This is a genomic window from Kaistia algarum (assembly GCF_026343945.1).
GTDB classification, from domain to species: Bacteria; Pseudomonadota; Alphaproteobacteria; order Rhizobiales; family Kaistiaceae; genus Kaistia; species Kaistia algarum.
This window is the reverse complement of sequence record NZ_JAPKNJ010000003.1, coordinates 273,563-297,380: the sequence shown is the minus strand read 5'-3', so window position 1 is coordinate 297,380 and position 23,818 is coordinate 273,563. Positions and strand designations below refer to the sequence as shown.

The 23,818-nt window shown below is 62.7% G+C and carries 22 protein-coding genes; 12 read left to right on the top strand and 10 right to left on the bottom strand.

Annotation, left to right across the window (positions count from 1 at the left end):
• Window positions 1-38: 38 nt before the first annotated feature.
• Window positions 39-1,016, bottom strand: a complete 978-nt coding sequence (locus OSH05_RS19735) for a sugar ABC transporter substrate-binding protein (RefSeq protein ID WP_165801497.1) — start codon at window positions 1,014-1,016, stop codon at window positions 39-41.
• Between the two features lie 161 nt (window positions 1,017-1,177).
• Here OSH05_RS19735 and OSH05_RS19730 point away from each other — a divergent pair, with 161 nt between their 5' ends.
• From OSH05_RS19730 to OSH05_RS19710, 5 genes are all read left to right on the top strand, one after another.
• Window positions 1,178-1,951: an MBL fold metallo-hydrolase gene (locus OSH05_RS19730; protein ID WP_165801498.1), complete on the top strand. Its 774-nt coding sequence runs from the start codon at window positions 1,178-1,180 to the stop codon at window positions 1,949-1,951.
• Window positions 1,948-2,928 (top strand): NAD-dependent epimerase/dehydratase family protein, encoded by a 981-nt coding sequence (locus OSH05_RS19725; protein WP_104217949.1) that lies wholly within the window; start codon window positions 1,948-1,950, stop codon window positions 2,926-2,928. Before OSH05_RS19730 ends, OSH05_RS19725 begins: the two co-directional genes overlap by 4 nt.
• Before the next feature lie 443 nt (window positions 2,929-3,371).
• On the top strand, window positions 3,372-4,346 hold the full coding sequence (locus tag OSH05_RS19720; protein ID WP_266352846.1) for a substrate-binding domain-containing protein: 975 nt from the start codon (window positions 3,372-3,374) through the stop codon (window positions 4,344-4,346).
• A 66-nt stretch (window positions 4,347-4,412) separates the two neighbouring features.
• Window positions 4,413-5,396: an ABC transporter permease gene (locus OSH05_RS19715; RefSeq protein WP_104217950.1), complete on the top strand. Its 984-nt coding sequence runs from the start codon at window positions 4,413-4,415 to the stop codon at window positions 5,394-5,396.
• Window positions 5,393-6,124: an ATP-binding cassette domain-containing protein gene (locus OSH05_RS19710; protein ID WP_104217951.1), complete on the top strand. Its 732-nt coding sequence runs from the start codon at window positions 5,393-5,395 to the stop codon at window positions 6,122-6,124. The genes OSH05_RS19715 and OSH05_RS19710 overlap by 4 nt, the downstream gene beginning before the upstream one ends.
• A gap of 554 nt (window positions 6,125-6,678) precedes the next feature.
• On the opposite strand, the gene OSH05_RS19705 is transcribed toward OSH05_RS19710, so the two are convergent.
• The gene (locus OSH05_RS19705; RefSeq protein ID WP_104217953.1) at window positions 6,679-8,430 is read right to left on the bottom strand and encodes an amidohydrolase; all 1,752 of its coding nucleotides are present in this window, start codon (window positions 8,428-8,430) and stop codon (window positions 6,679-6,681) included.
• A gap of 291 nt (window positions 8,431-8,721) precedes the next feature.
• Here OSH05_RS19705 and OSH05_RS19700 point away from each other — a divergent pair, with 291 nt between their 5' ends.
• The gene (locus OSH05_RS19700) at window positions 8,722-9,318 is read left to right on the top strand and encodes an NADPH-dependent FMN reductase (RefSeq protein ID WP_104217954.1); all 597 of its coding nucleotides are present in this window, start codon (window positions 8,722-8,724) and stop codon (window positions 9,316-9,318) included.
• A gap of 105 nt (window positions 9,319-9,423) precedes the next feature.
• Here OSH05_RS19700 and OSH05_RS19695 read toward each other — a convergent pair whose 3' ends face one another.
• A complete protein-coding gene (locus OSH05_RS19695) occupies window positions 9,424-10,323 on the bottom strand; it encodes a LysR family transcriptional regulator (protein WP_104217955.1) in 900 nt (299 codons plus the stop codon).
• Between the two features lie 94 nt (window positions 10,324-10,417).
• On the opposite strand from OSH05_RS19695, the gene OSH05_RS19690 reads away from it, so the two are divergent.
• The 3 genes from OSH05_RS19690 (at window position 10,418) to OSH05_RS19680 (ending at window position 12,693) form a co-directional block, all read left to right on the top strand.
• Window positions 10,418-11,260, top strand: coding sequence for a pirin family protein (locus OSH05_RS19690; RefSeq protein WP_104217956.1), 843 nt, complete (start codon window positions 10,418-10,420; stop codon window positions 11,258-11,260).
• 69 nt (window positions 11,261-11,329) lie between these two features.
• Entirely contained in the window at window positions 11,330-11,986 is a 657-nt protein-coding gene (locus OSH05_RS19685) for an NAD(P)-dependent oxidoreductase (RefSeq protein WP_104217957.1), read from the top strand.
• 269 nt (window positions 11,987-12,255) lie between these two features.
• Window positions 12,256-12,693, top strand: a complete 438-nt coding sequence (locus OSH05_RS19680) for a DoxX family protein (RefSeq protein WP_104217958.1) — start codon at window positions 12,256-12,258, stop codon at window positions 12,691-12,693.
• 382 nt (window positions 12,694-13,075) lie between these two features.
• Here OSH05_RS19680 and OSH05_RS19675 read toward each other — a convergent pair whose 3' ends face one another.
• The gene (locus tag OSH05_RS19675) at window positions 13,076-14,443 is read right to left on the bottom strand and encodes a DUF1254 domain-containing protein (RefSeq protein ID WP_104217959.1); all 1,368 of its coding nucleotides are present in this window, start codon (window positions 14,441-14,443) and stop codon (window positions 13,076-13,078) included.
• Entirely contained in the window at window positions 14,440-15,456 is a 1,017-nt protein-coding gene (locus OSH05_RS19670) for a DUF1254 domain-containing protein (protein WP_104217960.1), read from the bottom strand. Before OSH05_RS19670 ends, OSH05_RS19675 begins: the two co-directional genes overlap by 4 nt.
• Before the next feature lie 137 nt (window positions 15,457-15,593).
• Between OSH05_RS19670 and OSH05_RS19665 the strand changes: the two genes are divergently transcribed.
• Window positions 15,594-16,277: a Crp/Fnr family transcriptional regulator gene (locus tag OSH05_RS19665; RefSeq protein ID WP_104217961.1), complete on the top strand. Its 684-nt coding sequence runs from the start codon at window positions 15,594-15,596 to the stop codon at window positions 16,275-16,277.
• Window positions 16,278-16,544: 267 nt separating this feature from the next.
• On the opposite strand, the gene OSH05_RS19660 is transcribed toward OSH05_RS19665, so the two are convergent.
• The 4 genes from OSH05_RS19660 to OSH05_RS19645 form a co-directional block, all read right to left on the bottom strand.
• Entirely contained in the window at window positions 16,545-18,437 is a 1,893-nt protein-coding gene (locus tag OSH05_RS19660; RefSeq protein ID WP_266352840.1) for a carbon-nitrogen hydrolase family protein, read from the bottom strand.
• Window positions 18,438-18,811: 374 nt separating this feature from the next.
• Complete coding sequence (locus OSH05_RS19655; protein WP_104217963.1) at window positions 18,812-19,567, bottom strand: alpha/beta fold hydrolase; 756 nt, start codon at window positions 19,565-19,567, stop codon at window positions 18,812-18,814.
• The gene (locus tag OSH05_RS19650) at window positions 19,564-20,610 is read right to left on the bottom strand and encodes an isopenicillin N synthase family dioxygenase (RefSeq protein ID WP_104217964.1); all 1,047 of its coding nucleotides are present in this window, start codon (window positions 20,608-20,610) and stop codon (window positions 19,564-19,566) included. The genes OSH05_RS19655 and OSH05_RS19650 overlap by 4 nt, the downstream gene beginning before the upstream one ends.
• Before the next feature lie 743 nt (window positions 20,611-21,353).
• Window positions 21,354-22,037, bottom strand: a complete 684-nt coding sequence (locus tag OSH05_RS19645) for a helix-turn-helix transcriptional regulator (RefSeq protein ID WP_104217965.1) — start codon at window positions 22,035-22,037, stop codon at window positions 21,354-21,356.
• 81 nt (window positions 22,038-22,118) lie between these two features.
• Between OSH05_RS19645 and OSH05_RS19640 the strand changes: the two genes are divergently transcribed.
• A complete protein-coding gene (locus OSH05_RS19640) occupies window positions 22,119-22,265 on the top strand; it encodes a hypothetical protein (protein ID WP_165801500.1) in 147 nt (48 codons plus the stop codon).
• A 36-nt stretch (window positions 22,266-22,301) separates the two neighbouring features.
• A complete protein-coding gene (locus tag OSH05_RS19635; protein ID WP_104217966.1) occupies window positions 22,302-22,721 on the top strand; it encodes a DUF1761 domain-containing protein in 420 nt (139 codons plus the stop codon).
• A 345-nt stretch (window positions 22,722-23,066) separates the two neighbouring features.
• On the opposite strand, the gene OSH05_RS19630 is transcribed toward OSH05_RS19635, so the two are convergent.
• Window positions 23,067-23,816, bottom strand: coding sequence for an SDR family oxidoreductase (locus tag OSH05_RS19630; protein ID WP_104217967.1), 750 nt, complete (start codon window positions 23,814-23,816; stop codon window positions 23,067-23,069).
• Window positions 23,817-23,818 lie beyond the last annotated feature (2 nt).

The window sequence follows — 23,818 nt, the reverse complement described above, 5'->3', positions numbered from 1 at the left end:
CGCGACGACCGACCTCGACAGCCGATGCGAGCGGGTTTTCAGTAGCCGAACGGCTTCGACGAATTCTCGGCCGGGCAACCGCTATAGGGCAGCCGCTCCTTGGTGACTGGATCAACCGGAATCTCGTAGAATGCCTGTGGGTGCTTGCCAGTGGCCTTCATTTCCACCATCAGCTTGCCGATATTGGCCGAGGCGTTGAACCAGCACTGGTTGAGCGTGGCGGTGACCCAGCCGTCTTCGATGCCCTTCAGCGTCGAATTCTGGGCGTCGACGGCCAGCACCTTGATGTCGCCGGCCTTCTTGCCCGCCTCGCTCAGTGCTGCCGGCACCGCGCCGGGAGCCGCGCCCTCAATGATCCAGATATAGTTCATGTCTGGATAGGCGGACACCATGGCCCCGATCTTCTGCGCGGCGACGCCAGCATCAGAATTGTCGCTCTCCCAGGTGAGTTCCTTGATGTCGGGATATTTGGCCGCCAGTTGCTCGCGGAATCCCTTCACCTGTCTCACTTGGTTCGGCTGCGTCTGGTCTGTTGCGACGATTCCGACCTGGGCTTTGCCGCCGGTATGCTCGGCCACGAGATCGGCCGACAACTTGCCATAGGCCTCGTTGCCCGTCCCGACGGAGAAATCGGCGTTCGGATCGACGCAGCCGATCGAGGCGACGATAATGCCGGCGGCCTTGGCCTCGTCAATTACGGACTTGAACGCGGCCGGATCGAGCGAACAAGTGATGATCCCGTCGGCCTTGTCGGCAATCGCCTGCTCGATCTGGCTGATCATCGCAGGCACGTCGAGCTTGGTGGGACCGACCAACGTCGCTTTGTAGCCCATCGCCGCGGCCTGATCCTGGAAGATCTTGCCGGAGCGCCCCCAGTCGGGCGTGTTGGGTAGCGGATTCACGTACCAGATGTTCAGCGGATCTGCTGCCTGAGCCTGCGTCGACATGATCGGCGTCGCCATAGTGAACGCAGCCATCACGGCAGCGATCGAGCCGAGTTTTGCGAAACTATTCATCGCTTCCTCCCTGTGCGTCCTCGCGCACGTGCCGACAATCCGAAGTGCCCTCCCGGCACCTCGTCCACCGTTGGGCCAAATTAGTTTCATAAATTATCGATTGTCAATACTCGAGAATTGAGTTTCTATGAGTCACGATGGATTTTGGGGCGGAGGGGCTCGTGGCGTTGGAATTGACGTGGCTGGGCCAATCGGGACTGCTTCTTCGAGATGGCTCTCGCACCGTCTTGGTGGACCCGTGGCTATCGCCATCCAGCGAGCGGGCGTCGCCGCCTCCCGACATTTCGCGTCTGCCGCAGCACGTCGACCTGCTGCTGATCACCCATGGCCATGGCGACCATCTGGATCCAGAAGGGCTTCAGAAGCTTGCAGGGTGGTGCCGGATTGCCGAGATCCTGGCTCCGGACCCGCATTTGGGCACGGTCGGTGAAGCTCTTCGCGACGTGCCGCGCCTTGGAGCCCGGCCCGGCCAACGCATCGAGCGGCTGGGTGGCATCTCCGTGATCCCGGCTTGGCATGGCGTCACGGTGTCAGACGGCTATGGACCGATGATCGCCGCCGATGGAACGAGCCCGCATGTCGGCTACTTCTTTGTCCTTGGCGGCGTCCGAGTTTATGTGTCCGGCGACACGATCAGCGACGCCGCACTGATCGAGGCGGCACGGCCCCTGCGGCCAAGCCTAGTGTTCCTTCCCGTTAACGGGCGCGATGCGGGACGCGAAGCGCGTGGCATCCTCGGCAACATGTCAGCGGACGAGGCCGTCCGCTTCGCGCTCGCTGTTGGCGCCGACACGCTGGTACCGCTCCACCATGACGGCGTCACCGGCAATACCGCCGAGATCGGCCAGGTTGCTCACGCTGCCGCGTGCAAACCGCTGCATTTGGTCCTCCCCGCCCGCTCCATTCCCCTTGTCATCGACGGAAATAGACCATGACCCAGACTGTACTTGTTACCGGCGGCGCGGGCTTCATTGGTGCCTATGTCACACGGCGCCTACTCAAGGAGGGCATGCGAGTCGTCGTCTACGACATGCAGCCGCGTGGCAATGTTCTCGACCTGCTGATGCCGGACCGGGAATCGACGCGCAACGCGCCCATTCTTGAGAGCGGCGAGATCACCGACGGATTTCGCCTTCTGTCGCTTTGCCGCCAGCACAACGTCGAAGCGATCGTTCATCTCGCTTCGCCGCTCACTATGGATGTCGTGAGCAATCCGGCGACTGGGATACGCGACATCTGCCTCGGCACGCATACCGTCTTCGCAACCGCCCGCGAGGCGCGGCTGAAGCGCGTCGTCTGGGCAAGTTCAGTAGCGATCTTTGGAACAGCTGCAGACTATCCGCCGGGTCCGTTGGCGGAGGATGCATTTCACCGCCCGCCTAACCTTTACGGCGCGGCAAAGTCATTGTGCGAAACCATGGCCCGGCAGATGGCTGAGACTGACGGCCTCGACACTATCGGGCTCAGGCTTTCGGTTGTCTACGGTGCCGGCCGACGACGCGGGTATATGACCTATCCATCCGCTCTCATGCGCGATGCCGCAACGACTGATGCCGTCGTCGTGCGGTTCGGCGACCAGAAGCTTCATTGGCAATATGTCGAGGAAGTTGCCGGAATGGCACTCGTTGCGCTGACGGCCCCCCAACTTGGTCGTGGTCATGTCTACAACGCATTTGGCGATTGCCGCTCCTGGCGCGACGCTGCGGCGATCCTCCGCTCTCTCAAGCCAGAGCTGAATATCGCGATACGCGACGAGATCGACGAGGCCTTGGCCGGAACCGTCGAGGACTACGCCGCAGAACGATTTGTTCGAGACTTTGCCTCGACCCGACAATGGCCGCTGGAGGCGGGCATCAAAGACACGCTCGACACCTATCGGACCATGGCGGCGAGGACACCAGCTCAGCTTTAGCTCTGGCCAACGGTGCGCGGGCTTGAGCCAGTTCGGCATGTCGGCCGTCCAGTTGGAGCGGAGCGACGCAGTACCCGCGACGCCACGCGCTATCTACGACGTTCGGCAAGCAACGTGACTGGAAACGGCCGAAAAGAAGGCGCGGAATGTTCAAATCGATTCTCAAGGATTGACAATTAATAAAATAGAAACGAGGATCAGTGGTAAGGTTGAAGTGAGTTCTGTTGCGATTTCAACGCGCCAGAACCAATCTTAGCAATATATCTTGCGTGATATATTCCAGTATCATCGAAGATATAGCCCAGTAACGGCAATAATTTTTAAGTAACTCTAATCATATACGGTCCGTGCTCCTAGCTCACTATATTTAACAGCTCGGCTCCACGATTTCCATGGAGATAAGTGCCAACGAAGACAATAATAGACAACGGGAGGAATACAATATGAAGACTTCGTCCATGACCACGGCGTTGATCGTAGGCGCAGCGCTATTTGCCGGACCCGCACTCGCGGATCCACTCAAGATTGTTCTGACGGTGCACGGCGCCACATCCAACCAGTTCTGGCAGCCGGTCAAGAAGGGTTTCGAAGACGCCTGCTCCAAGATCCAGGCCGATTGTCAAATGTTGTTCACCTCGACGAACGGCTCAATTGAGCAGCAGGCCGCCAACATGGAGGCGGGACTCGCGGGCAATCCCGATGCGCTGATCACGACGATCGCGGACAACAGGGCGTTCGACAAGATCATCTCCGACGCCCGGGCTAAAGGCGTCATCGTCATTGCGACCAACGCCGATGATACGGAACCCGGCGGCAACGAACGCCAGGCCTATATCGGCCAGGGACTGCCCCAGGCGGGCTATGCGTTGGCCAAATATATGACGACCCAGTTTCCGAAGGACGGTCCCGTCACCGTTCTTGTCGGGATCAACGATCCCAGCGCTAACTGGTCGACCCAGCGCGCCTCGGGCATCCTGAAAGGTCTCGAGGAGTGGAAGGCGGCTAATCCGGATCGGAGCATCACGATTGATAAACTCGATTCCGGCGGCGACAACGCCACGGCGGCTGATCGCGTCGGGGCCTATCTCAACGCGCATCCCGAGACGACGGCCTACCTAGAGACCGGATCGCAGGATGTTGCCGTAGCCCACGTCCTCAAGGACCGCAGCATAGCGCCGGGCAAGGTTCTACTGGGCGGCTTCGATGTCGAATCAGACGTGTTGCAGGAAATGAAGGCCGGCTACATCCAGGCGCATGTTGACCAGCAGCCCTACATGCAGGGCTTCATGCCGGTGATGGAAGTTTATCTGGCCAAAACTGTCGGGCTGGCACCTGCGGATATCGATACCGGCCTCGGGCTCCTGCTGCCCTCGCAGGCAGATGCGGTGACGGACATGGCTGCAAAGGGCCTGCGCTGATCCGGGTAGCGCGGGCTCGGAAGAGCCCGCGCAATCTTCCCGCCGCCATTAATCGGACAGGTTTCCATGAAGCGTCTGTTGAAGATCTACCTCGAAAAGCCGGAACTGGCAGGTGTGTTACTCCTGCTGATCCTTATCTGTGTCTTCCAGTTCCTGTCGCACGGAATATTCCTGTCGCTCCAGAACCTGCGCGGCATCCTCGGCCTACTTCCCGAGGTCGGTATGGTGACTATAGGTTTCGCGCTCCTGATGATCTGCGGCGAATTCGACCTGTCGGTCGGCTCCGTGTTCGCGCTGATGCCGATGAGCGTGGCGTTGATGCTCAATGCCGACATGCCTTTCTGGGCTGCCATGGCCATCGGCTTGGCTATATGCGCCGGCATTGGCTTTCTGAACGGCTTCATCACGCTCACCTTTGCCATACCGAGCTTCATCACGACGCTTGGGATGCTGTTCATAGCCAGGTCCCTCACGGTTGTTATCTCGGGAGGCTTTCCGCCATTGCTGGCCGTCGACAAGATACCGGCCTCACTTTTCACCGCGTTCATTGGCGACGGCCTGCTTCGAGCATCCTTCGTCTGGTTCGTCGCTATCGCCGTCTTTGCCTCTGTCCTGCTCACGATGACCAATCTCGGCAACTGGATCAAATCGACCGGCGGCTTTCTCGAGGCGGCAATGTCGATGGGCATTCCAGTGCGGTCGGTCAAACTCGCCTGCTTCATCCTTTGCTCGATGCTGGCCGGGTTCGCCGGCACGGTCCAGGTGTTCCGCCTGCAATCGCCTCTGCCCTCGATCGGGGAGAGTCTCGAACTGCAGGCTGTCGCGGCCGCTGTCATTGGGGGAGTCGCCCTCACCGGCGGCGTCGGAACCGTCTTCGGCGCGATTGTCGGTGCCCTACTCATCCGTGTAATTGACAATGGACTGGTCCTGTCGCGGATCGACGCCAATTGGTTCAAGTTCGCCATTGGGACGCTGACCATCCTGGCAGTCATCGGCAACTCGTGGCTTCGCCGTACTGCCCGGCAAATCAGGCTGGAGCAGCGCCCGTGACCGAACCCATCATTGCGATACGGGATGTCCATAAATGGTATTCTGGCGTGCATGCCCTGAAAGGCGTCGACATCGACATCCGGCCAGGTGAACTAGTCGGTCTCATCGGCGATAACGGCGCGGGCAAGTCGACGCTCATCAAGATTCTGTCGGGCGTGACGCGGCCGGACCAGGGTCAAGTTCTGATCGACGGCCAGACGGTGGACCTCAAGTCACCGAAATCGGCGATGCGGCTCGGCATCGAAACCGTCTATCAGTATAACTCTATGGTTCCGACGATGTCGGTCGCCCGCAACCTGTTCATCGGACGCGAGCCACTGCGCTTTTCTCTGTTCGGTATCGGCCTAATGAACCAGGCCAAGATGCGGCACGATTCGATCCGGGCCATTGCCGATGTCGATCTGCATCTGCGTTCGCCGGATGCACTCGTCGGTGAGCTCTCTGGCGGCCAACGACAGGGCGTCGCGATCGCCCGCGCCATGTATTTCAAGTCGAGGGTGCTGATTCTTGACGAGCCGACCAACCATTTGTCGGTCAAGGAAACGACCAAGGTACTGGGGTTTGTGTCCGGGCTGAAGGCACAGATGATCACCGGCATCTTCATCAGCCATAATCTTCATCATGTATTCTCATCATGCGAACGGATCATCGCCATGGCGAGAGGCAAGGTCGTGCTTGACAAGCCGACCGACCGAACCTCGATGGAAGAGGTCCAGGAACTGATGTGACGGCGGGTGTGCCAGTATCGGGGACAGGCAGCCGCGTCGCCTGTTCGTGCTGGTGACGCGCGAGGCTGCGCCATCAGGTGGCTGATCTCTTTGCCCCACGCATCCGCGATTGAGCCGGGCTGCAAGCCCTGCCCGGCCTGAGATCACGACTCCCTCCAACGGGCTACAGCCAATCGTTCAAGGCGTTCAGTGCAAGTAAATTCGGCATAGTTTTAACAAGAATCAAGCATACCGTCACACCAAATGGCATCAGCACATTAATAATACTTTAGTACATCTACATGTACCGGGATCTCGATCGACCCCGATCAGGCCACGATCGTATTAAAAATTTGCGATGAAATTATATATTCGAATCGACTTAAGCTGAGGCCTCACTTTCGCGCCTATGGCGCTCTTGATGTGTGCCTTCGCCATCCGCGGCGAGATCCCGACAATGTCTGCGGTGACGGCAGCCTTACGTCCTCGCGACAATAACGGCTCTTCTGACGCTCGGGACCGCATCTGTTTCCTTATGGCGGGAACACTACTTCGCTTTGGTTGCCATCGTGGCCTCAGGCCGCTGTTCTGGCGCCCGCTACCCAGGTCTCGCTCACCTTGATGGCGGATAGCTGATCGGGAGCCGTGGTGTAAGGATCGCTTTCGAGGAGGGTGAAGTCCGCCTCCTTGCCCGCCTCCAGCGTGCCGATCCTGTCGCTCATGCCCAGCTGGCGGGCGGGATGGACGGTGACGCCGCGCAGCGCCTCGTCCACCGTGAGCGCCAGATCCGCGCCCAGCACCGAATTGTCGGTCATGCAGCGCCGCGTCACGGCCGTCTCGACCAGCCGCAGGGGATTGAGCGGCAGGCCGGCAGCGGGATTATCGGTGTGGAGCGAATAGCCGATCCCGGCTTTGGCCGCGGCGCCGACCGGCACCATGAATTCCGCGCGCGGTGCACCGAAGATCTTGTCGCGATAGTCCGCGCCGTAGAGATAGATGAAGTCGGTCATGAAGCTCGGCTCGCATCCGAGCTGCTTCATCCGCTCGATCTGGTCGGGCCGGGCCATCGTGGCGTGTTCGACCCGGTTGAGACCGGTCGCCGGATGGGCCCCGTAAACCGTTTCGATGGCGTCCAGAATCTGGTCGACCGCGGCATCGCCCTGGCTGTGGACGAGGATGGTCCAGCCCGCTTCCTTCGCCTTGGTGCAGAGCGAGACGGCCTCGGCGGCCGTGTAGCCGAGACTGCCGCGCTTGTCGGTTCCGAGATAAGGCTGCGTCTGCGCCGCCGTCTCAGCCTGGTTCGAACCGTCGCCCCAGTATTTCATGCCGTAGAGCGAGAACCGGCTGCCGGGAAGGATGCGCGCCATGTTGGAAGGGCCGAGCGACGCAAAGGCCTTGCTCTCAGCCACCATATCGGTGCTGAAGCTGGCGCTGAAACGGATCGGCAGGCTGTTGGAAAGCTTGGCCAGCATCTCCACCCACTCCGGCTTCACGGTGCCGGGCTCGTGCAGCGTCGTGAGACCGGCGGCGGCGGCCTGACCCGCATAGGCGGCAACGGCCTTGGCGAGGTCCTCGGGCTTCGGCTTGGGAACGGCGATGTCCACGAATTTGAGCAGCGCCGGTTCGTTGTAGATCATGCCGTTGAGCGCGCCGTCGGCGCTGTGGCCGAAGAAGCCGCCTCCCGGCAGATCGCCCGTCGCCGCGGTCACGCCGGCACGCTCAAAGGCCAGCGCGTTGGCGCAGCCGACATGGCCGTTCACATAAAGCAGGAAGAGCGGGTTGGCGGGGGCGACGGCATCGAGCTCCGCCATCGAGAAGTCGCCGCCCTGCAGCAGATTGTCATAGAAGCCGAAGGCGAGCCATTCGCCGGGCCTCGCCTTCGCAGCGACTGCCTTCATCTCGGCCAGCGCGCCCGCCTTGGTCTTCACGCGCGCAAACCCGACATCGATGAGCAGCATGGCGAGCAGCGCCGAAAGCGTGACGTGATTGTGCGGATCGATGAGGCCCGGCAGCAAGGTGCGGCCCGCAAGGTCGACAAGCTCCGTGGCGGAACCGCGCAGAGCCATGATCTCGGCCTCGCTGCCGACGGCGATGATCTTGCCGGACGCGACGGCGATAGCCTCGACCTTCGCGCCCGGCGACGACATCGGATAGATCGGGCCGTTATGGAAGATGGTATCGGCCGTGCCGCTGGCCGCAAAGGCCGGCACACCCGACCCCGCCACCGCCGCGATCGCGGCCGCATAGGCAAGGAACTCACGCCGATTGACCGTCAGCCCCGCTGTGAGGCGCTCGGCTACGGCAGAACGGTTACACCACCGGCACATGATCTCTCCCTCATGATGGCGGGGTTAGTCTTAGCGCATTGGCGAGGGGGATGTCTTGTGGCTGGCGGGGGGCCGGCTTGGGGCGGAGCTGGCAGAGAGTGAGGCGGCTCGGGTTCGCCTGTCACTCTTTGAGGCGGGCACCGTCGGTGGCCAGCGCGCCAATGGCCGAACCGGCGGCGCTCGCCGGCTCAAAGATACCATCGTTTCCAACGATACTTTGTATCGAACGATATCGGCTTATCGGATAGTCTCAACCATGGTGAATCACCTGCGCCACGCAGGAGATATCTCATGAGCAAGCCCAAGATCGCGGTCATCATCGGCAGCACCCGGCCGACCCGCAATGCAGACAAGCCCGCGCGCTGGATCGCAGATCTCGCGGAAAAGACTGGTTCTTTTGAGGTCGAACTGGTCGATCTCGCGGACTATGACCTGCCGCTCTTCAACGCGCCGGCCTCGGACCTGTGGATGCCGTCGCCGGATCCGGTCGCCCAGAAGTGGCAGGCCAAGCTCGCCGAGTTCGACGGCTATATTTTCGTGACGCCGGAATACAACCACTCCATCACGGGCGCCCTGAAGAACGCCCTGGACTGGGCCTCGAAGCCGTTCATCAAGAAGGCTGCCGCCTTCGTGGCCTTCGGCTCGGTCGGCGGTGCTCGCGCCGTCGAGCATCTGCGCATGATCCTGGTGGAACTGCAGACCGCCAATGTGCGGCAGGCGGTTCATATCGGCGGCGGCGACTTCATGGCCATCATGTTGGGCCAGAAGACCTGGGACGACGTGCTGCCCCAGTACGAGCGCTTCACGCCCGAGCTGTTCGAGAATCTGCTTTGGTGGACCGAGGCGACCAGGGCGCAGCGTGCCGCCGAGGCAGCCAAGGCCGGTTGAGGCCATCGCCTTCCTCGCAAGCGCCGATCGCCCGATCCCGGGCGGTCGGCTCGCTCGATTCCGTAAACCAGTGCCAAGCCGAAACGGGCAGCGATCCGACGCCGCTCAAACCTTTGACGACGCCTTGACCAGCTCTTCGATCAGGCCGCGGCCGGCCGGCCCGGGCGGCGCGTCCGCGCGGTAGATCGCCGACATGGTGATCGTCGTGGCTATCGTCATGTCGGCGATCTCCAGCGGAACCAGCAGGCCACGGTCGAGGTCCTCGCGAATGATCTCGACCGGCATGCCGCCCCAGCCGAGCCCTGCCTTCAGCAAAGCGTGCTTGGCGCCAAGGTCGTAGAGCCGCCAGGTCTTGGGTGCGAAAACGCGAAAATCCTTGTCCTCTGTCAGCTTGGAGCGGTCCGACAGGACCAGCTGCACATACTGCCCGAGCGTCTTGGTCGGGATCGGTCCGCGACAGTGCGCCAGCGGATGGCTGGGTGCGGCGACCATCTGGTAGCCGACCTGCAGCAGGTATTCGCTGCTGAGATCCGGGTGCGCGCCGCCGATCGGCCCGCGAATACCGAAGGCACAGGTCCCATCGAGCACCAGCTCGAGAACAGCGCCCAGCCCCTCGACGGAAATGCGCAGCGGCGTGTCCGGAAAGCGCATCTGGAAGCCGGCGACGGCCGCCGTCAGCACGCGGGTCGGAAACAGGACGTTGATCACGACGCTGAGCTCGGGCTCGAGACCGTCAGACAATCCTCGCGCCCGCGCCTTGAACTGATCCATCGCGCTTGTGACGGCGCGGGCCTGTTCGAGCAGCGCCCGACCCTGCTTCGTCAGCACCGGATAGCGGGCACTTCGGTCGAACAGCGTGACGCCGATCAGGCTTTCGAGGTTGGCGATCGTCTGGCTGACGACCGACTGCGCCCTGCCGAGTTGCCGCCCGGCTGCGGAAAAGCTCCCGCTATCGGCCGCGGCCACGAAGGTTCGAAGCTGATCAAGGGAGAAGCCGTCGATCATCTAATGAAAATCCAGATACATGATATCGAAACATATAGGATTGGCCGATGGTCAGCAATGACGGATAAGGGCCTCACAAAACTGAGGTGAACCCATGGCCACGCATGTGTCCGACATTGTCCAAGCGCGCCGCCACAGCGGTGGCGGCATATTCTCCGTCAACACCATCGATCTCGCACAACTGGGCGGCCTCGCGTCGCCGCTTGCGCTGCTCGATAATTTCCGCGTTTCCGGCCAGCCCTTCGGGCCGCATCCCCATGCCGGCTTCTCGGCCATCACCTATGTGTTCGAGGATTCCGGCGTCGCGTTGCGCAGCCGTGACTCGCTCGGCAACGACCTCGAGATTGGCCCCGGCGGCATTGTCTGGCTGCAGGCGGGACGCGGCGCGCAGCATCAGGAAGTTCCGGCCGCGCGCGGCGCCGAGCTGCACGGGGCGCAGATCTACGTCAATCTCAGCATACGCAACAAGCTCGCAGCCCCGAAGACGATGTACATGCTACCCGGCCAGGTTCCGGAATGGCGGAATGAGGCAGGTGACCGCATCCGCGTTCTCGTCGGCGGCTTCGGGAATGTCCGTTCTCCGATCGAGCCGGTAGAGCCGTACAGCATCCTCGACGCGTTCCTGGTCGGAAACGTCGCCTATCCCCTCGCCAGTGGCGAAAACAGCGTCGTCTATGTGCTCGATGGCCCGCTCGACGTCACGGTGAACGACAAGGTGCAGCGGCTGTCGGCGGAGACCGCGATTGCGCTCTCCGGCACGGGAGAGGTGCGCCTCAGCGCCGCCGGAGGGGTCGCGCATGCCCTGCTGCTGTCCGGGCCGGCGCTTGATGAGCCGGTCGTGGCAGAGGGCCCGTTCATCATGAACGACGCGGCCGGCATTCGCGCGGCCTACCAGCGCTTCCGGTCGGGCCAGATGGGCCTGCTCGAGGCGGTCTAGCGCGCCCCGGTGCCACAAGCCCGGCCGAGCGAACGGCCGAAAGAAAAATCAGAAACAGGAGTATCAGTCATGACTGCACCCAAGAAGATCACCGTCATCGGCGGGACCGGCTATGCCGGCTCGGCGATCGCGCGCGAAGCCGCGAAGCGCGGCCATAGTGTGACCTCGGTCAGCCGGTCGGCTCCCGCCGAACCGATTCCGGGCGTCACCTATGTGACCTCCGGCGTCGAAGGTGCCGGCGCCTCGATCACTGAGGCCGATGTCATCGTCGGCGCGTTCTCGCCGCGCGGCGCCAACAGGGGCGCGCTCGCCAAGGTCTACGCCGACCTCACCAAGCAGGCGGCCGACGCCGGCGCACGGCTCGTTCTGGTCGGCGGGTTCTCCTGCCTGCGGCGCACGGCCGGCGCCCCGCGCATGCTGGAGGGTGAAAGCTTCCCGCCGGAGGTTCCGGCCGAGGTCGTCGCCGAGGCGATGGAGAACCTCGACGTTCTCAACAACCTGCTGGCCGACACGACGGGCGTCGACTGGCTGTTCGTCTCGCCCGGCATGGAATTCTCGGCCTGGCAGCCAGGCGAGGATCTCGGCCGCTACCGGATCGGCGACGAGGTCGCCCTGTTCGACGAGAACGGCAAATCGACGATCAGTGGCATCGACTATGCCCGCGCCGTCCTCGACGAGATCGAGACCCCGACCCGCCACAGGGCGCAGATCGGCGTTGCCTACTAAAGTGGTCCTTCTTGCCGGCGCGCCTTTGGCGCGCCGGTCGGATGCTTCGATCGTCAGGAAGCCCGTCAGCGATCCTTCCTGGGCTTCCGAGGGCGCCCGACACGGTCTCGTCCGTGTGTCGCCCCCCCGAAGGCTGACGTCCTGAACCTGCCGCGCATCCTGGCAGGGATGTTTTCGAGACAAGCGACACCACTCGGGCAAGAGGATTGGGCGGTGCGTCCAATACTCCCGCCTCAACCCTATCAATCAGGGCATCAAAGGAAGAAAACATGTCAAATGTAGCGAATCGAACGGCTTCGCCGAAGCCCCGTCAACTCGGATGGCAGAGCGGTCTATGGACCGCTCAGGTCCTGCTTGCGGTCTTCTATGGATTTTCTGGCGTTCTGAAGACCTTCATGCCCCCGGAAGCGTTGCCGGCGATGGGCTTGAACTATGCCACCGAGATCCCGGTCCTGCTGCTGCGCTTCATCGGCATTTCCGAGCTTGCCGGCGCGATCGGCATCCTTCTTCCGGCTCTGACCCGCATCAAGCCCTCCCTCACGCCGCTCGCGGCCCTCGGTTTCGTCGCCATTCAGGTCCTGGCGATCGGCTTTCACATCTACCGCGGCGAGACCGAAGTTCTGCCGATGAATGTGATCGCGCTGGCCATCGCTGCTTTTGTGGTCTGGGGCCGGACCCGCAAGCTACCGATCGCACCTCGCGTTTGACCGCGAAGACCGGGAATCTGCAGGGGCGCCAACCGGATCTGGTTCCGTTCGGCGGCGCTGGCGGCCGCCTGCGCGCACACGCCCAATCCTGACATCGCCGCGATCGCGGCCGCATCGGCGAGGAACGCGCGGCGATGGCGGTGAGCCCCGCTGTCAAGCGTTCGGCGACGGCAGAACGGCTGCACCGCCGGCCCATCATCTCCCCCTCATCATGGCGGTGCCAGCCCTACGCATCGGCGAGCAGGATGTCTTCTGCTCGCCGATGATCAAACTTGGTCCAAAGGCATTGGCTGTGAGCCCGTATCCTCAAAAGACCGTTCTCGGGACCGTCAAGGCGGTGGTGACGTCGAACCGCCTTACAGAACTTCCGGGCCTGCGTACCTCACGACCGTATTTCGATCGGCGGCTGCTTCCATCGGCCGTCGAGCGCTTCCGGCTTGGGAAGGTAGAGCCTCATAACCACGGACATTCGCCCGTTCGGTGCCGGCAGCCAGTTTGATTCGAGTTCCGGCCCCGGGCTCTCGCGCTGGAGATAGATGACGATCTCGCCCTGCTCATTCGGCTTCAGATCCGGGAGCATCGACGAATTGATCAGGTAGCGGTGAAGCGGGTTTTCGACCAGAAACTGCGTCACGCCGTCATACATCGTGATCGACCAGAAGGCGTTCACGGGTGGAAGCGTATCCTTGGTAAATCGCAGTGCATAGTTGTGCTGGGTCGCATCGAGGACGTTCCCGTTACCGTCGACGTTATAGACAGGATAGAGAGCCTCCTCGGAGGAATTGCCATAGATGCCGCCGAGGGCGCCCAATGCGCGCTCAAGGTACTTGCCCTTCATTTCCTCCGGCGTGCCGAAGAGCCCGTCGGACGAGGTGAGTTTCAAGACGTCTTGACGCAACTCCTCCGTTCCGGACTTGGCGGCGTCGTTCATCATTGCGACCGTTTCCGGCGCCAAGTTCTTCGGCGGCCAGGTCGTACCGGCCCCGAGGCCGAGCTTGCCGAAGCCTGTGCGCATCTCCTGTTCCCACGGCTGCGGCGGCGCGAACTGCAGCAGGAAATCGGCAAGAGCCCAGAAATCCTTGCCCATGGCTTCGTCGGAGATCGGCGGCCAGGCGACCGCCGGCGCGGCGGCCGGCGCCAGCGTACCGGCATAGGCTGAAAGCGGCTGCACCTTGTAGCCGGCCTGAATGGCCTTGACCTGCTCGATGTCGGCCGGACCGAAAAGCTGCGTCCGGATCAATCCGAGGCCGAGATCGGTGGGGAGACGAACCACGCGCTTGACGCCCTTCGGCGCCTCTCCCTGCCAGCTCGGTCCTGCAATCAGGAAGTCGCCACCGCCATTCCCATCGACCCGGGTGCCGAGATAAGCGACGTTCTGCGTATAGAGATCGACGAGTTGCATGGAATAATAGCGGCCGGGCTCGATCGCCGGCAGCGTCACGACGAGCGGTTCGGCCCTCAGGTCCATGACCAGGAACGAATAGGGCGTGTCGGAATTCGGCGTGATGACGCCCGTATCGGCCGGCGTGAAGACGCGGGCAACGTTGTTCAGCGTATTGAGCGGCCCCTTGTACTGGCTGCCACCCGGCTCAAGGGCATACTGGTAGAGGCTCAGATAGTTCTTCACCATCGGGTAGGTGTAGAGGAACGCCTGTCCGGCCAGCGGCCGAAGATCGTCGGCGGCCCGAGCCGGCAGGATGGGAACGATGGCCGACGCAGCGGCGATCTGCAGAAAGGTGCGACGCTTCATTTTGCTTCCTCCACATCCGGGAATACCCAGCTTCCGTCCAGAATATCTGCATGGGGCCGATAGAGGCGAACCATCCAGTTCCAGCCATCGGGCACCGGCAGGCAGTTGTCGATCTTGCCGTCACAGCCGCCGAACTGGACTTTTATGTCGCCATTGTCGGCTTTCTTGGCCGTCAAATTGTTGAGCGAATAGGCGTTGAGCGGGTTGGGCTCGAGAAAGCCTTTGGCGTTGTAGACCGTGATTGACCAGAAGCCGTCGACCGGCACATCGCCGACCGTGACGCGATAGACCGTCTTGCCGTCATTCCTCGGAGCGGTGCGGTTCAGATAGAGCGCCTCGGTCTCCGGATTGCCGCCCCAGCCCATGGCGGTCCCGATCAGATGGCGGATCGGATCGACCTTGTCGCGCGCGCCGAACATCCCCTTGGTATCCGGCAATAACGCGGCAAGTCCGAGGAGGAGCGAACGGGTTTTGTCGCGGCTCGCCGCATCCCAGTCCGGCGCCGCGAAGCTGCCGGCTGCCGATTGCTCCGCCTTCATCGCGTCCTGCAGCGCGTGGACCTTGTCGAGGTCGGCCGGGTCGTTCGGGTTGGCAAGCGTCCGGATGCCGACAAACACATAACGCGTGCCGATATCATCGCGGGTCAGCACATGCTTCCCGCCGCCATAATAGACGCCGTGCGTGAAATGGTCCTCGTCGATGATCTGCAGCGAGAGAAAGCGATCGCCCGGATCGGGCAAGGTCAGGGTAACCGGACCAGCGTCGAGGTCGAACACACCGCCCGAATAGAGGGTGTCGCGATTGAGCCGGATGATCGGCTGGGCGTCGACCGGCGCCACGTTCCTCTCATGCCCCAGCTTGCCGAAGCCATAACGATCGATCGTGTTGGTGAAATAGAGATCGCTTTCTGCGCGGGTGAAGTTGTCGCTGTTGACCGCGACAGGCGCGGCGACCGCCAATCCCGGCACCGACAATAGAGCCGTGACAGCCGCGATAGAGAGACTGAACTTCATCCTGTCCTCCTCCTCATACCGCCATCGCGGCGCCCTTTACTGTGGCCGGCCCCGCCCATATCGGCACGGCACCTCTTTCCGCTATCAAGCCTTTAAGGACACGTCTGTTCCGAATCGGACAATCTCTGGAAGAGAGCATGACAATCAGAAAGGTCGAGGCAGCAGCCATATTCTTCGGCACGGGATGGTTGTCGCGTCAGCCCCCCAGCTTCCGCACGGAAGTCATCGAGCGCGGCCATGTAGAGGATTTCGCGCCCGGCGATATCGTCTACCGGATCGGCGATGTCTCCGGCGGGATCTACGGACTGATGAAGGGAGTTCTTGCCATCAGCTTCGCCGTGACGCACGGCCCGCCGAGGTTCGTCCAGTTCGGCATTGCGGGGGCATGGGCTGGCGAGGGGCCGTTCCTCACAGGGGAGCCCAGGCGGGTGGAGATGCGGGCGACGACCGCCTGTACCCTGTTCTACCTTCCCATCGAAGCCATGCAGCAGATGGCCGCGCGCGATCCCGAGGCGATCCGTTGCTTCGCGCGGATCACGATCGGCCATTTCGATATCCTGTCGCGCGTGATCAACGACTTGCTGATCTCGCGCGCCGACCGGCGCATCGCCTCGGTGCTCCAGCGCGCCAGCGAACTGCAGGCGAAAACCATCCCGATCAGCCAGTCAGCCCTCGGCGAGATGGCCAACGCGTCGCGAAAGCAGGTCAACGCTGCCCTCGCCCGCTTCGAGAAGGAAGGCTGGATCAGCCATAATTATCGTTCGATCGAAGTTCTCGATGGCGCGGCGCTCTTCCGCTACGCGCAGTCGAATGAGACGTAGCGCTGCGCAGCCCGGGCCTCGCGCGACCTCCGGTTCCGTTCGGCGGCGCCGGCGGCCGCCTGCGCGCACACGCCCGATCCCGCCATCGCCACGCGATCACGGCCGCAATAGGCCAAGGAACGCGCGGCGATTGGCGGTGAGCCCCACGATGGGGCGCGGCGACGGCAGAACGGCTGCACCACCGGCACGTGATCTTCCCCTCATGCCGGCAGTGCTCTTCCTGGCGCACCGGCGGGCAGGTCATGTTCTGCCCGCCGGTGGTGCAGCTTAGTCCTGGCCCTGACAGAGCGTGGCGCTGCTGGAATTCGCCTGCCACGCCTTGAAGCACGCGCTGCCGGCAGAAAGCGTGAGCGGCAATGCCTGATCCCAGCGCCGCTCGATGACCTTCTTGGACTGGCTCGTCCAGAGCGGCACGTTCTGGTTGGTTGCGAAGTTCACCTGATAGGCGACGTCCTTGTTGGCGGGCGCCATGCGCGGCGCGAAGAAGCCCTCTTCCGGCACCAGCGAATAGAGGGCGCTGCGGCCCGTATCTCCCGATTTGTCCGTCACATAGTTGGCGACCAGGGTGAAGGCCTGGGACATCTTGGCCATCGAATACCAGACGAACATGCCGCGGTTGGATTCGTCGGGCACCAGCCCCTGCGGAATGGCCACGGGACCACCATAGTCCGCTTCGCCATAGGCGACCGGAACGAGGATCATGTTGGCGCGCTTCAGGCCGTACATGTCGGCCAGCTCCGGAATCCGCGCCTCGTCGTTCAGCACGACGGCGATCCTGCCGAGATCGGTATCGAAGACCGGAAGTTCATTGCCCGCCGTCGCCCAGCCCTGCTCGGCGTCGTTCAGATGGGCCTTCCTGTAGAGGCCGACCTGCTTGCCGTCATAGTCGAACAGCACGGCGGTCTCGTAATATTTGTCCCCCGCCACCTCCGGCATGCTGAACATCAGATAGGTGCGGAACTTCTTCGCGAGGCCCTGCGCCATTGTATAGCTCTTGCCGCCGATGGGTTCGGCCAGCGTCTTGGCTGTCTCTGCCGTCAGCGCGGCGTCGCCGATGAACGAATTGAACGGAAGCACCACGAGACCGTAGCCCTGCTGCTGCTGCGCGATCAGCGTCTCGATCGCGGCCGCATTCTTCTCCACCGCCCCCTGCTCTGGCTTGTATTGGACGAGCAGCGCCGAGACCTGGGCCGGCACGGTGTTGGCCGCGCTATCGAAGTCGCCCTTGAAAAGGTTGTAGTCGGCATAGAGTTCGGGGCGGCGATGCTTGAGCCAGAACGCGCGCTGCGGATTGGGGGCTGCCGTGTCGATGTCGGCATAGGTTATCCCCTCGACGGCCGGGTTGTTCCAGCTGGTGACCGGCGCCGAGGCAATCACCTGCCCCTGCGTGTTCCAGACGGTCGAGCCGCCGGGTCCGATGAACTGGGAATCGAACTCAGCCACATCGTCGATGCCGGAGCCATTGGCGCCGACCACATTGATCCCCATCCACCCGGGCAGCGTCGCCATCGAGGCGATCGTCGAATGGTCCGAACTGCTGCCCCTCTCCGCCTTCGGGATGTAGAGCGCGGCGACGGAATAGGCGACGATGTCGGCGCCGCGCAGCGCCGGCAGCAGCAGCGACTGCAATTGCGAATCGTCGTAGCAGATCATCATCGCGATCTTGCCGATCTCGGTATCGAACACCGGGAAGCCGAGATTGCCGGGCGAGCGGAAGAGATTGTCGAAGCCAGGCTGCAGCTGGTTCTTGCGATACTTGCCCACCAGGCCTTTCGGCCCCACCAGGGCAGCGGCGTTGTAGACCAGGCCGGATGCAGCGTCGCGCTCAATGAGCCCGAAAGAGATATAGACGCCGTAGGTCTTCGCGACGGCTCCCAGAGCCTTCGTGGCCGTGCCGGGAATGGTGTCGATATTGGCGCCTTCCTGGGCGAGATCGATGTAGAGATATCCGGTCGCGGCCATTTCCGGGAAGACGATCAGCCGCGCGCCGTTCTTCGCCGCCTCGCTGGCCATCGCCACCATCTTCGGAATGTTGTGCGCCATGTCGGTGGGGTGAAACGTCACCGCCGCCACCTTTACCTCGGCCGCCCTTACCGAACCGAAAGCGAAAAGCCCGAATAAACAGGCAGCCGCCATCGCAAGTCTTGCCGAACCCTTCATATACCTAGCCCCAATCCGTAATACCTGCCGGGATCGATCGAGAATCCCCGCCTGCACCAAAGCCGATGCCGGCATATTCAATGGCAAATCTCTTTAAAAATCCCATCTTCATCGGGACCATGAAGCGGAGTGGGAAAGGCTCGAGGCGACGGCCCGCGTTGCCGAACTTCGGCTTGTCTAGATAGGTGCCGGTATCGAGATGCGTGCCCCGAATTAGATCAAGGGTCTCATCAACGACCTTGTTTCCTCGCTCAGCATCAGGCTGTATCGACCGTTCTGAAAGGTCTGTTGACGCAGCCGTGTCCGCAGAGAATGTCGGCGCAGACTTTTCGTCGGCATTCCATCGAGCTTGCGCTGAGCACTCGCATCCGAGCTCAATCCGAATGGCCCCTCGCAAAATCGAGCAAGATCTCTGCCACGCAATCCGGGCAGGACAGTTGCGGCGCATGGTCGGTGTCGAGGGTGGCGATCCGCGCCCCCGGCACGAGGCGCTGCATGGTGCGCTGGACGGCGATGGGCACGGAGCGGTCCTGCAGGGCCTCGACATAGAGGCGAGGTACCGTCCCGGCGCCTTCGGCGGTCCATCGCGGCGCGATCATCCAACTGGTGTTCCGTTGCGCGTTCAGCCGGGCGGCTGCCGCCCGGGCGTAGACCGGATCGGCGCATTGGAAGAAGATGTCCTCGGCCGCCTCCGGTGGCACGAAGGTCCCCAGCCCGTCGGCCGTGGGCTGCAGGAACGGTTCGATGCCCTGCGGCGACGGCGCGCCCGCGAGCGTGCACGCCTCGGGGAAACCCATGCCGCTGGGCAGCATCATGCCGGCGAGGTAGACCAGCCCGGCCGCACTGCCGGGCTGCCGGGCTGCCAGCCGTTCCGCGACCATGGTGGCGACGATGCCACCCCCCGAATGGCCGACGACGATCCAGGGCCCTTCCGTCCCGCCAAGCGCGACAAGCGCATGGTCCACCATGTCGTTCACCGTAACGCCGTCGCCATCAGCCCATGGAGGCCTGCCGGGCAGGTCCGGCGCAACGACGGCGTGGCCCGCCGCGCCGAGCAGAGGAGCCACGGCGTCCCACACCCATCGGCCGGCCCAGGCGCCATGCAGCAGCAGAAAGGACGGGCGGCTCATACCTGCCGCCCTGCCGAGGCGAGGACGCGCCCCGCCTCGCGCACGGCGGCGAGATTCTTGCGGCCCTGGCGCGAGCCTGCCAGCTTGGCGGCGACGTGGTCGCGCACGGTGATGGGCTCGTAGGCGAGGCCGTCGCCGAGGTCCAAGAGGTGATCGAGCGTCCTGACCACCGCATCGGCATTGCCGTCGTGGAAGAAGGCGACGGAGCGGCGGCGCCTTATGGTGCCATCGACCAGCGGCGGCTTGACGCGGTGCAGCGTCGACATCCAGCGGTCGTTGGTCATGCGGGCTGTCAGATCGCCCAGATTGACCAGCAGCGCGCCTTCGGCCGGCATCACGTCGTGCCAGAGGCCGTCCCGGTCGAGCACCTGCAGCCCCGCCACCCGGTCGGCCCAGAGCACGGTGACGATGCCGAAATCGGTATGTTCGCTCATGCCGGTCAGATCGCCGTCCAGGCTGATGTCGGTGCCCGGCGGCAGGGCATAGTTGTTCATGCGCAGCACATCGATGGAATGGTCGGTGATGGCTTCGAAATAATGCGACCCCGCCCCCAGCGCATCGGCGAAGATCGCGGTCAGGGTGCGCGCGACCCGCTGGGCCTCGCCGAAATAGCGGGTCACGCGGTCCTCGAAATCCGGCAGGCGGGGCCACAGATTGATGCCATAGTCGCCCTCGTCGAGGGCGAGATGGGGGAAGGACCGGGCTTCCGCCCCGATGTTGAACGCTTCGAAGAAGTCGTTCATCCGGCTCGCCGATTCCACCCCGAGGCTCAGCGACAGGGATTCGCTCTTGGGCGGGCTGTAGCCGCGGTTCGAATCCGGCACCCGGTACTGCTTCTTCTCGTCGAGCGGCAGGCCGAAGAAGTCGTCCAGCGCCGAAGCGAGGCCCGCCTGTATCTCCGGTGCGACGCCATGGCCGACGACCTGCATGAACCCGACCTCGGTGCAGGCCACGTCAAGCGCCGCGGCGACTTCAGCCCGCTCGTCTTCGGAGCGATGCTCGACATAAGCGCTGATGTCTATGGTGGGAACGTGGAACGACATGGCGTGACTCCTCGGGTTGTCCCGGAGGTGTCTGGCCCCAGTGGCCGTCGTTGAACTCGGTAGAGGCAAACGTTAGCAGATCAACTATGCCCGTCAATCTAGGGCGATCCGTTTTAGGCCGACACCAGCGTCTCGGTGTTCGCCCTGTTACGGACCGACCGGCTCGCTGCTTGCCTCGGCGACTTCGGACGGGGGCATCATGATAAACCCAGACGCGCCAGCGGTCGTCCATTTCCTCCACGACGAGGATCTGGCGCACAAATTCTATTATTGCTTTGTCCATCAATGGGGCCCGATCCCAAGCGATCGTCACGAATGGTGTCTTCATAATCGAACGGTCGCGACGCGTGGTCTCAAGCCTTAATTCGCGGACAGCGTGGCGTTCGAATGCGGCTCCAGCGCCTCCCCGGGTGCGAGGGAACTGGGGTGCGCACGATGGCTGTCAGGGATGATCTCTCAGGCGCAAGGGCTGCCGGGTGGGTCGGCCGCAGCGCGGGCTCGGGCGCGCGCTCTGGCCTCTCCTTCTTAACTGACCCTCGCCGGTTTGCTCACCGCCGGCGTCATGTCGTTCGCGTCTTCAGCTTTTGCAGTGAATTTTAGCGGAGCCGACGGTTCGCAACTGTCCGCGGCGATCAACAACGCTGCGCCCGGCGACACGATCACCTTCACCCAGGACATCACGCTGTGCTGTCAAAGAGTATAGGCCGGGGGGGGGCGATCCCGACAGCCACTGTTTCGCCGTCTTAATTTGCACTGAGATCGGCTAGATATTCGCGCAGCAAACTCGCCCGCCGGGGACGAAAACTGGCTCCCTTGCTTGAAAGGCTCGCGACCCGGTCGACCCGGAACATCCGGAAGTCATCGCGCAGACAACACCAGGCCAGAACCGTCAGGACGTGATCGCTGTACATGATGGCAAGGGGGCGAATGATGCGCTTGCTGGGGCTGCCCGCTTGGTCACGATAGCCGATTTCGATCTCCCGCTCCTCCCAACACGCCTGCCGTATCGCCTGCAGATGCGGATGCGCGCCGTAGCGACCGCTTGGCCGATAGACATGGGATATGGAATGCAGCAATTGCTGCTCACGATCGTCCGGCAGCGTTGCAGCAACCTTCGCGAGGACAGAATCGGCGGCACGCGCCAGGTCTGGATCGCCCATCTGGCGCACTTCGCCTAGTCCCACGGTAATCGCCTCGATCTCCAGACGATCGAATGTTTGCGGCGGCAGAGCATAGTCTTCGATCAATCGATAGCCATAGCCGCGTTCTCCTTCAATTTGAGCGCCTGACAACCGCAACAGTTCGATATCCCGGTAGATCGACCGTACGGACACGCCGCGTTCGACCGCCAGACGTTGCGCCGTGATCGGAGGCGCCATGACGCGCATAAGCTGAAGCAGGCGCAGCAATCGATCGGGTCCGCTCATTGTCCAACTGCCGTGAAGTGTCAGTTGGATGCGTCTATACCGTTTCATCCATCCACAAGGCTAGGCCAGCAGGCGAACACGATGAGCATCCCGACCGTCGCACGCATCGATTTCCGCGGCAGAGCACGCCCGGCGCTGTCTTTCCAGCGATCCGTCTTCGGTGGGGAGCTGCTGCTGGCCCATGCGCAGGTATGGATTCTCGATATGCGAAGTGCCAACGCCCATTGAACGGCCCACGACGAGATCTTAGCAAGAGAGTCAACTATGGTTTTCAGTGCATTTACTCAGATCAATCTCTGGGGCGTTCTTGTGACCTCGGCATTCGGCTTCGTGTTCGGGGGCGTATATTACGGCGCCATAGTACCGAGATATTACGCAATAGCGCTGGGACGTGAGACCATACCGGCCGCCAAGCTGGACATGCTGACCATCCTTGGCCCCTTCGTATGCAATATCGTTATGATCGTCACGACCGCCGCGATCATGCGCATGATTGGCGTTGTCTCCCTCGCCGATGCCCTGTCGCTCGGGCTGGTGATCGGCGTCGGCTATCTTCTGGCGATGTGCCTGACTATCGCGATCAATCCCAATTTCCCCAGGCCGTTCTATTACACGATGGTGAATGCGCCCTATTTTCTGGTCAGCATTCTGGTGGCGAGCGCCGTACTTTTTCTGTTGCGGTAGACCAATTATTCGCACGAGCGCAGACGAGTCGGCATTTTCGGGCGCCGCGGACCTGGCCCGTCAAACCAGCCGTTGTGTCCGCTTCGCCATGTCGCCGTTTGGAAGCTGACGGTCCGCTATCCAGCTGCTTCCCCTAGCGCTTGATCGATCCTGAGATCGGACGAGCCGGCTTGAGCTCGGTCGAAGGGTCGGGGTCCCCGCGGCCTAGTCATGAGCGCCCCGGGCCTCCGACAATCACTACAGTGACACGGCAGCCGGTCATGACGGGGGGCTTCGGGACACCGTCGGGACAGGCACGGGACCAATATTTCCGTGCCTGTCCCGAGACGCGGCATAGGTCGACTGTCAGCGCGCTTCAGCGAGCGCAATGGCATCGAGCCCCGCGGGGAACCGAAGCCGACCGCTTGCATCATGTACGGCGCTCCAAACGCCTTCGGCCACATCGTTTTCCCGGGTGGTCAGCGCCGGCGCTGCAAAGCCTTCCAAGATTGGCTTGGCAAAATCGGCGTACTCGCCCGGAAGCAGCTGGTCGAACGGAATGATTGCGTTCGCGCCGAAGTTGGTGGTGGGGGCGTAGCCGGGCTCGACCAGCTTCACCGCGATATTGAAGTAGGCGAGTTCATGGGCGAGCGAGCCGGTGAAGCCCTCGATCGCCTGCTTGCTCGCGGTATAGGCAGCAGCCAGCGGGAAAGCGCCCAGAGTGACGCTCGAGGTCACATTGACGATGATGCCCGAGCGGCGCGCGCGCATCTGCGGGATGACGGCCTGGCACATCGCCATCACGCCGATCGTGTTGGTCTCGAACAGCTGGCGTGCGAGCGACATCGGCGTCACCTCGAACGCCCCGACTGCGCCGATGCCAGCATTGTTCACCAGCACGTCGATAGGACCAGCGGTTTCAATTAATGCCGCAATGCTAGCTTCGTCGGTGACGTCGAGCGGCAAAACCCGCAGGCGGCCGGTATCGCCAGCAACGCCGGCTGCCTCGGGCCTCCGCATCGTGGCGATCACATTCCAGCCCTGTGCAAGGAAATGCTCGGTGATCGCCTTGCCGTAGCCCGACGAGGTTCCGGTGATGAGGATGGTCTTGGTCATGT

Coding starts and splice junctions, on each gene's coding strand:
- OSH05_RS19735 (WP_165801497.1), bottom strand. CDS start 1,016: ATGAATAGTTTCGCAAAACTCGGCTCGATCGCTGCCGTGATGGCTGCG.
- OSH05_RS19725 (WP_104217949.1), top strand. CDS start 1,948: ATGACCCAGACTGTACTTGTTACCGGCGGCGCGGGCTTCATTGGTGCC.
- OSH05_RS19720 (WP_266352846.1), top strand. CDS start 3,372: ATGAAGACTTCGTCCATGACCACGGCGTTGATCGTAGGCGCAGCGCTA.
- OSH05_RS19715 (WP_104217950.1), top strand. CDS start 4,413: ATGAAGCGTCTGTTGAAGATCTACCTCGAAAAGCCGGAACTGGCAGGT.
- OSH05_RS19705 (WP_104217953.1), bottom strand. CDS start 8,430: ATGTGCCGGTGGTGTAACCGTTCTGCCGTAGCCGAGCGCCTCACAGCG.
- OSH05_RS19700 (WP_104217954.1), top strand. CDS start 8,722: ATGAGCAAGCCCAAGATCGCGGTCATCATCGGCAGCACCCGGCCGACC.
- OSH05_RS19695 (WP_104217955.1), bottom strand. CDS start 10,323: ATGATCGACGGCTTCTCCCTTGATCAGCTTCGAACCTTCGTGGCCGCG.
- OSH05_RS19690 (WP_104217956.1), top strand. CDS start 10,418: ATGGCCACGCATGTGTCCGACATTGTCCAAGCGCGCCGCCACAGCGGT.
- OSH05_RS19685 (WP_104217957.1), top strand. CDS start 11,330: ATGACTGCACCCAAGAAGATCACCGTCATCGGCGGGACCGGCTATGCC.
- OSH05_RS19680 (WP_104217958.1), top strand. CDS start 12,256: ATGTCAAATGTAGCGAATCGAACGGCTTCGCCGAAGCCCCGTCAACTC.
- OSH05_RS19675 (WP_104217959.1), bottom strand. CDS start 14,443: ATGAAGCGTCGCACCTTTCTGCAGATCGCCGCTGCGTCGGCCATCGTT.
- OSH05_RS19670 (WP_104217960.1), bottom strand. CDS start 15,456: ATGAAGTTCAGTCTCTCTATCGCGGCTGTCACGGCTCTATTGTCGGTG.
- OSH05_RS19665 (WP_104217961.1), top strand. CDS start 15,594: ATGACAATCAGAAAGGTCGAGGCAGCAGCCATATTCTTCGGCACGGGA.
- OSH05_RS19660 (WP_266352840.1), bottom strand. CDS start 18,437: ATGAAGGGTTCGGCAAGACTTGCGATGGCGGCTGCCTGTTTATTCGGG.
- OSH05_RS19655 (WP_104217963.1), bottom strand. CDS start 19,567: ATGAGCCGCCCGTCCTTTCTGCTGCTGCATGGCGCCTGGGCCGGCCGA.
- OSH05_RS19650 (WP_104217964.1), bottom strand. CDS start 20,610: ATGTCGTTCCACGTTCCCACCATAGACATCAGCGCTTATGTCGAGCAT.
- OSH05_RS19645 (WP_104217965.1), bottom strand. CDS start 22,037: ATGAGCGGACCCGATCGATTGCTGCGCCTGCTTCAGCTTATGCGCGTC.
- OSH05_RS19640 (WP_165801500.1), top strand. CDS start 22,119: ATGAGCATCCCGACCGTCGCACGCATCGATTTCCGCGGCAGAGCACGC.
- OSH05_RS19635 (WP_104217966.1), top strand. CDS start 22,302: ATGGTTTTCAGTGCATTTACTCAGATCAATCTCTGGGGCGTTCTTGTG.
- OSH05_RS19630 (WP_104217967.1), bottom strand. CDS start 23,816: ATGACCAAGACCATCCTCATCACCGGAACCTCGTCGGGCTACGGCAAG.